9 protein-coding genes are annotated in these 5,762 nt (G+C 56.7%); 8 read left to right on the top strand and 1 reads right to left on the bottom strand.

Going from position 1 to position 5,762, the window contains the following annotated elements:
* Positions 1 to 7: 7 nt before the first annotated feature.
* The 8 genes from V7Q49_RS23475 to V7Q49_RS23440 all read left to right on the top strand — a co-directional run bounded on the left by V7Q49_RS23475 (position 8) and on the right by V7Q49_RS23440 (position 4,790).
* Complete coding sequence (locus V7Q49_RS23475) at positions 8 to 226, top strand: hypothetical protein (RefSeq protein ID WP_333855727.1); 219 nt, start codon at positions 8 to 10, stop codon at positions 224 to 226.
* A 61-nt stretch (positions 227 to 287) separates the two neighbouring features.
* The gene (locus V7Q49_RS23470; protein WP_148569901.1) at positions 288 to 653 is read left to right on the top strand and encodes a hypothetical protein; all 366 of its coding nucleotides are present in this window, start codon (positions 288 to 290) and stop codon (positions 651 to 653) included.
* Between the two features lie 67 nt (positions 654 to 720).
* A complete protein-coding gene (locus V7Q49_RS23465; protein WP_333855721.1) occupies positions 721 to 2,736 on the top strand; it encodes a ParB/RepB/Spo0J family partition protein in 2,016 nt (671 codons plus the stop codon).
* 37 nt (positions 2,737 to 2,773) lie between these two features.
* Positions 2,774 to 3,208 (top strand): conjugation system SOS inhibitor PsiB, encoded by a 435-nt coding sequence (gene psiB, locus V7Q49_RS23460; protein ID WP_148569903.1) that lies wholly within the window; start codon positions 2,774 to 2,776, stop codon positions 3,206 to 3,208.
* A complete protein-coding gene (locus V7Q49_RS23455) occupies positions 3,205 to 3,936 on the top strand; it encodes a plasmid SOS inhibition protein A (protein WP_333855719.1) in 732 nt (243 codons plus the stop codon). The genes psiB and V7Q49_RS23455 overlap by 4 nt, the downstream gene beginning before the upstream one ends.
* Positions 3,933 to 4,163: a hypothetical protein gene (locus tag V7Q49_RS23450; RefSeq protein ID WP_333855717.1), complete on the top strand. Its 231-nt coding sequence runs from the start codon at positions 3,933 to 3,935 to the stop codon at positions 4,161 to 4,163. Before V7Q49_RS23455 ends, V7Q49_RS23450 begins: the two co-directional genes overlap by 4 nt.
* A complete protein-coding gene (locus V7Q49_RS23445; RefSeq protein ID WP_313228472.1) occupies positions 4,160 to 4,384 on the top strand; it encodes a hypothetical protein in 225 nt (74 codons plus the stop codon). The genes V7Q49_RS23450 and V7Q49_RS23445 overlap by 4 nt, the downstream gene beginning before the upstream one ends.
* Positions 4,385 to 4,631: 247 nt before the next feature.
* Positions 4,632 to 4,790, top strand: a complete 159-nt coding sequence (locus V7Q49_RS23440) for a type I toxin-antitoxin system Hok family toxin (RefSeq protein ID WP_176483462.1) — start codon at positions 4,632 to 4,634, stop codon at positions 4,788 to 4,790.
* A 284-nt stretch (positions 4,791 to 5,074) separates the two neighbouring features.
* Here the strand turns inward: V7Q49_RS23440 and V7Q49_RS23435 are convergent, their stop codons facing one another.
* On the bottom strand, positions 5,075 to 5,560 hold the full coding sequence (locus tag V7Q49_RS23435; RefSeq protein ID WP_333855715.1) for a cytoplasmic protein: 486 nt from the start codon (positions 5,558 to 5,560) through the stop codon (positions 5,075 to 5,077).
* Positions 5,561 to 5,762 lie beyond the last annotated feature (202 nt).

Below are 5,762 nucleotides of genomic sequence, written 5' to 3'. Positions count from 1 at the left end.
AACCAGGATGCACACACGAAACGTCAACGTCAGAACCGCCGCTCAAGAATCTTCCGGAAGATGGGTTTTGTCTTTTCCTGAGCCTAAGACAGCCCACCTGATCTCTGTTCACGGGACGCAGGTCAGCTACGCATGGAACGTTCTGGAGGATTTGAAAGCAGCGGGGGCACCTTATACCCGGCGAAATATTCTTGCCGATATGTTCCGTCGCCTCGGCGTGAAGTAGTCCGTACGCGCGGTATTTACCGGGCCGGGGATCCGGCCTTAACCACCAGAAAGGAGAAAAAATGCAGAACCTGAAAACTGCCCTGACGGGTAAAAAAGTCGGAGAGAGCCGCGACATGGTGAAGCTGCTGCGCATTCAGGCCACCGACACGCATGTGGTGGAGTTCGACAACGTGGACACCCGTTTTAACGACTGCAACAACTGGCAGGTCATGGCAGAGGGCAAGCGCGTCCTCTTCAGCAACCGTATGTATGAGCGTTTTTCTGACATGAAATCTGGCGTACTGGCAACGATCGCGGTCTGTGAAAACCGCGCGTCAGCCGCAGATATCGCCATGCTCGAGAGCGCGAAAGCCATGATGAAGGTTCTCGACAGCTATCCGTCTTTTGCAGCACTGGCTGCGCACCCTGAACGCATCACCGATTAACCGGAAGCCGTGACCGGAGGGCAATCCGGCCACGGCAAACCATCACTTAAACTGAGAGGTAAAAATAATGGTCGCCAGCAATTCTACGGCAAAAACACCGCGCAGCAAAAAATCAGCTGCTAAAACCGCGCAGACCACGGAGCAGAAGCTCGTGCAACTCCTCGCGGACACGCCTGTGCAAATCTTCCCGTTCTCCCGTCTGACACGCTCAGAACTGAACACGCGCATCATTGCGCATACCGACGGGGAAGTGGAAGAGATGGCCAACAGCATTGAGGCCGTGGGTATTCTTCAGAATCTGATCGGTGTGGAGCAGCCTGACGGCACCATCGGCATCGTGGGCGGGGAAGGTCGCCGCCGGGGAACCGGTATTCTTGTATTACGCGGTGTGGTTGATGCTGACACGCCTTTTGTTCCGGTGAAAATCCTGCCCGTAGAGCTGGCAGTGGCGGCCTCGATGATCGAGAACGGCAGACGCAAGAACATGCATCCTGCCGAGCAGATTATTGGTTTTCGTACCCTTCAGCAGGAAGGCAAAACGCCTTCGCAGATCGGCGCACTGATGGGCTTCCATCCGCGCCATGTCCAGCGATGCCTGAAGCTGGCGAACCTTGCCCCGGCCCTGCTGGATGCGCTGGCGCGGGATGAGCTGGAGCTTGAGCAGTGCGAGGCGCTGACGCTTGCCGATTCCCACGAACGACAGATGCAGGTCTGGGAAGATGCCAAGGCGCAGTGGAACGGTCGTGCCCCGGTCGCCCACACCCTGCGCAAAATGGCGACGGACGACAAAATGCCCATCAGCCACCCGATGTTCGTTTTTGTTGGTGAGGACGCTTACACCGCAGCAGGCGGTGAACTCACCGCAGATCTGTTCAGCGATAAGGACAGCACCTTTGTGGATGCTGCGCTGGTCAGATCGCTTCTGGATGGCAAACTGACCGTACTTGCGGCCCGTTTAAAACAGGAGCAGGGCTGGGGCTGGGCAGAGTTCCGCATGACAGAGCTGCGTGGCCACGGTGAGGACAAGGAGCAGTACCGTTTCGCCATGCCACAGGGTGTCCTGACGGATGATGAACAGCAGCGTGTCCGTGAGCTTGAGGATGCGATGGATGGCTGTGCTGCTTATGAAGACGAATACGAATTACAGCAGATGATTGATGATATTTACTGTGAAGCCACGTACCGCGAAGCCACACCAGAGTTCCGCGCTGCACACGGTATCTGGGTGTCATGGAATGGCAGTGATTTTCAGGTTCAGCCGGGGATCCGCAGGCTGACTGAGGAGGATCGCCAGCAGGAGGAAGAGGCCCGACAGGCGCGCGAAAACGCGAACAACGTGATCACCTATACCACGCCGGAGATTCCCGCTGACGCTTATCCCGCGACACTGGTGAAGGCCATGTCTGCCGAGCGTACGCTCGCGGTTCAGGCCGAGCTGGCAGGGCGACCGGATGTGTCGGTAGCACTGTTGACGTGGACGCTGTGCATGAACATGTTCCAGCGCCCCAACTATGGCCACCGTCAGCAACCGCTTAAGGCTTCGGTCACCTCCAGTCAGCATTTTCTTTCCACTCTGGCTCCGTCCGGGGAGGCAGGTAAGGCCCTGATGTCGCTGAAAGCACAGCGTGAAGCCATTCAGGCCACATTGCCGGAAAACTGGGATCAGGATTTCGCCTGGCTGCTGACATGGCCCGCTGAAAAGGTTAACGCCCTGCTGGGCTTCTGCGCCGCCCACGGGATCAACGGCCTGCAGGAGCGTCTTTACAACCGTACCGACGCCAGCGAGCTGGATAACCTTGAGGCCGCGCTCGACTTCAACCTGCGTAACTGGTGGCAGCCTGATGCAGAGAACTACTTCGGCAAGCTGAAAATCACCCAGATTGGCCGGGCGTATGAAGATGCGGGAATGGCAGACCGGGCTGGCGAGGTTGTGAAACTCAAGCGCCGCGATGCGGCGCAGGCAGCAGCGAAAGATCTCAGTGCAGTGGGCTGGGTGCCTGACTGGATGGTGCGTTCCGCGCCAGCTGAACAGGCCGACGAAGCCACCGAAACCGTTACTGAAACCACTGACCACGCAGCCTGATACCGGAGACCGCCGCCTTCGGGCGGCGGGAAAAAACATGACAATGCATTATGACCTGACCCGAATTAATACCCTGACCGAATCCGATTTTGAGTTTATCCGCCAGCAGGGCGAGGACGCACGCCGCGTTCTCAGCGATGCCGTGATCGGTCTGCTTACAACACCAGAGGGCTGGCGTGTCTGCGCCGAGTACCGCAGCGAGTTTGGCGGCTTTTTCCCCGTACAATGCCGTTTCAGTGCTGATGACAGTGATGCCTGGCACCTGTGTGTGTGCAGTCCTGGCGAAGTATCGCCGTACTGGCTTCTGGTGCTGCTCTCTTCCGGCGGTGAAGTCGTGCGCACCCTGTACCAGAACAAAACGCTCCAGCCCGATCGTGTCAGTCAGCTGATTGCACAGATGGCAGGTCTGCGCCGGTTCAACTGCACCGCCAGCACCGTGGTTAACCTGATGAGTGGGGAGGTGACAGCATGATCCCGTCCTCACATGCGCTCGTTTCCCTGAAACCTGCCCGTCAGGCGGCGATTCAGGCCATCAACATGGTCGAGTCATCCCGGGAACGCGGCGCACGTCTGCCCGCCATGCCGTATGTGCGCACTTTTCTTCGCGTGCTGACGGGCAGCGGTCGCCTGAATGCCACGGTGGCCCGTCAGATCCCGGGGCTGAACTGGGTGCCAAAGAACCGCCATTCGAACCTGAAACAGGTTGAGGAAGCGCTGGAGATTATGATCGCCACAGGCGGTGAAGCCTGTCCGCTGCCGCTGACGCCGGATGTTCAGGCCGAGCTGTTCCCGGAGGTCATGCACACCCGGACGGACAGGCGACTGCACAGGGCGAAAATCAGCACCACCCGGCAGCTGCGCCGCGAAGCTCGGGAAGTCGATCAGCAGTGGCGGCTGCGCCGGAACCTGCTTGCACAGGCCGAACTGGATCTGAACTTCCAGTCACCCGAAACCGTCTGCACATGGTACACCCGCTGGAGCGACGAGTTAGACGCGGGGGAGCTGACGAGCGCTTTCTGGCGCTGGCAGACGCGGTTCGCATCGCTGAAGGAACTGGAGTGGCTGCGCCTGAGCGGCGAGCCGCTGTATGTAGTGATGTATGAAATCCCGTTTATTGTCCGGGAAACGGCTGAACATATCCGCGCTGCCGAGCGCTGGCTGGTACCCAACAAGCTCAAACATCATCGGGGGGAGGCATGAGAAATAACCCCTGTAAGACAGAGCTGAAGGTGGCACGGAGCCAGCGCAATAAGTTACGTACCATGTCAGAAAAGCTGAAAGAAATGACCTGCGAATGGGACGGACTGAGTGGCTGGCTGGAGACAGAAAGCCAGCAGCTGTCTGAGAGCATCGACAAACATCTGGAGGCGCTGGAAGACCAGATCCTTGAATGGTCTGAGGGCCGGGATAACCGGGAGGGATATTGAGCATTATCAGCCGGACGTTTGACAAAAAAGAAACAGGTACCGTGTTCCGGCATGCCGCCAGCGGGAAAATTCTGTATCGACTGGATGCAAGACTGGCCCGGGATGACTGGGCGCAGTTACAGGAGCTGATCAGCCTGGTATATAACGCCGGAGTAAATGCCGGTAGCGAAAAACGGGCGGCTGAAATTCGGGAGGCGCTGGGCCTGCCGGTCGTAAAATGACACCGAAAAGGATGAGGATTTATACAGTTTTCAGGCTGTTATTCCTGGGCAGAAAACAGGCATCGGGGTATAATGGCGACGGCGCTTGAGGCTTTTTGTCTCATGACGTTCGGTGGGTTTGTTACGGTTGTTGTGAGGCAGAAAGAGAAAAGCCCCGAAGTTAATTTTCATTAACCCGAGGCCAATCTGAATGCTAGACACATCTAGATTAGCCGCTTACTGCGCTCTGCGCAAGGAGAAGAAGGCTATGAAACAGCCGCGAAGTACCGTTATCTGGTGCGTACTCATAGTGTGTCTCACACTGTTGATATTCACATACCTGACACGGAAATCGCTCTGCGAAATCCGGCTGAAGGACGGGCAACGGGAGGTCGCTGCCGTGCTTGCCTACGAATCCAGTAAGTAGCAACCTGGAGGCGGGGGAAACCCCGCCTTTTCAGGGCTTCTGGTGTCGTCTGGAAAGACTACAAGCGCCTTTATGAAGGGGTTGCCGGTTCGCCGGTAGCCCCTTTTTCCTTACGGTCGCGACCGCGCGCATGAACAACCCGAAAGGAAACGTTCCCCTCCGGGGAACGGAGCGGGACGGCCGCGCCTGCGGCGCCTGCCGCTCTCTTCCCATTCGTCTCTGAGCCCCAATAAACGATATTCTTAATGCTAATGGATGCGTACGTTAGCATTAAGAGGCCAGCATTACTCTGCCTGATGGCGGGTTATCGTGATACCGGCCTGATAGGCTTTCTTGACCTGTTCGATATCGTTCTGGGTGGAAGCCTGGCAGGAAAAGGCAGCAAGGCGGTAACGTTCGACCACTCCATCAATAACTGAGGGCAAATTGTCACGACTACGGTGCTGCCGACCTTTCTGTCCAAAGATATCGACGATCATGTCCTGACTGCCGGATCGTCCGAAAAGGCGGTTGCACAGGCGTTTTACAATCAGCGGTGTGAAGTCCAGTTCGATTTCATCAGCAATCTCAAAGATGAAACAAAGCATTCTGAAAGATTTGTAACGTTTCACCGCAGCACTAAGGCGGGCAGCACGTTGCGGGTATTCCCATTTCTCATTGCTGTAATTGAGAAGTTCGGCCTGGTAATCAGCGGCCAGATCCTCTCTGGAATAAGTATATTTATGCAAAAAAATGGCCCGGGCCTGTTCAGTCTGCGATTCACCGTTCATTATTCTGTCCCTGTATTAATGCTAATGTATGCGTACGTTAGCATTAATATATCTGATATTCCAACAACACTGCGCCTTGTTGTCGTCTGGATCACAGCGACGCGCAGCAGCTGCTCATCGATGGATGTAACCGAACAGGCAGGACACATGGCCCCCTTCGGCTCCTGACCCGCTGCGCGGTTCAGTCGTCAAGCCCCACTCC

It is taken from the genome of Leclercia sp. (assembly GCF_036780805.1).
Taxonomy (GTDB): Bacteria; Pseudomonadota; Gammaproteobacteria; order Enterobacterales; family Enterobacteriaceae; genus Enterobacter.
Note: the sequence above shows the minus strand (reverse complement) of the source record. Positions and strands in the feature narration are given on the sequence as shown.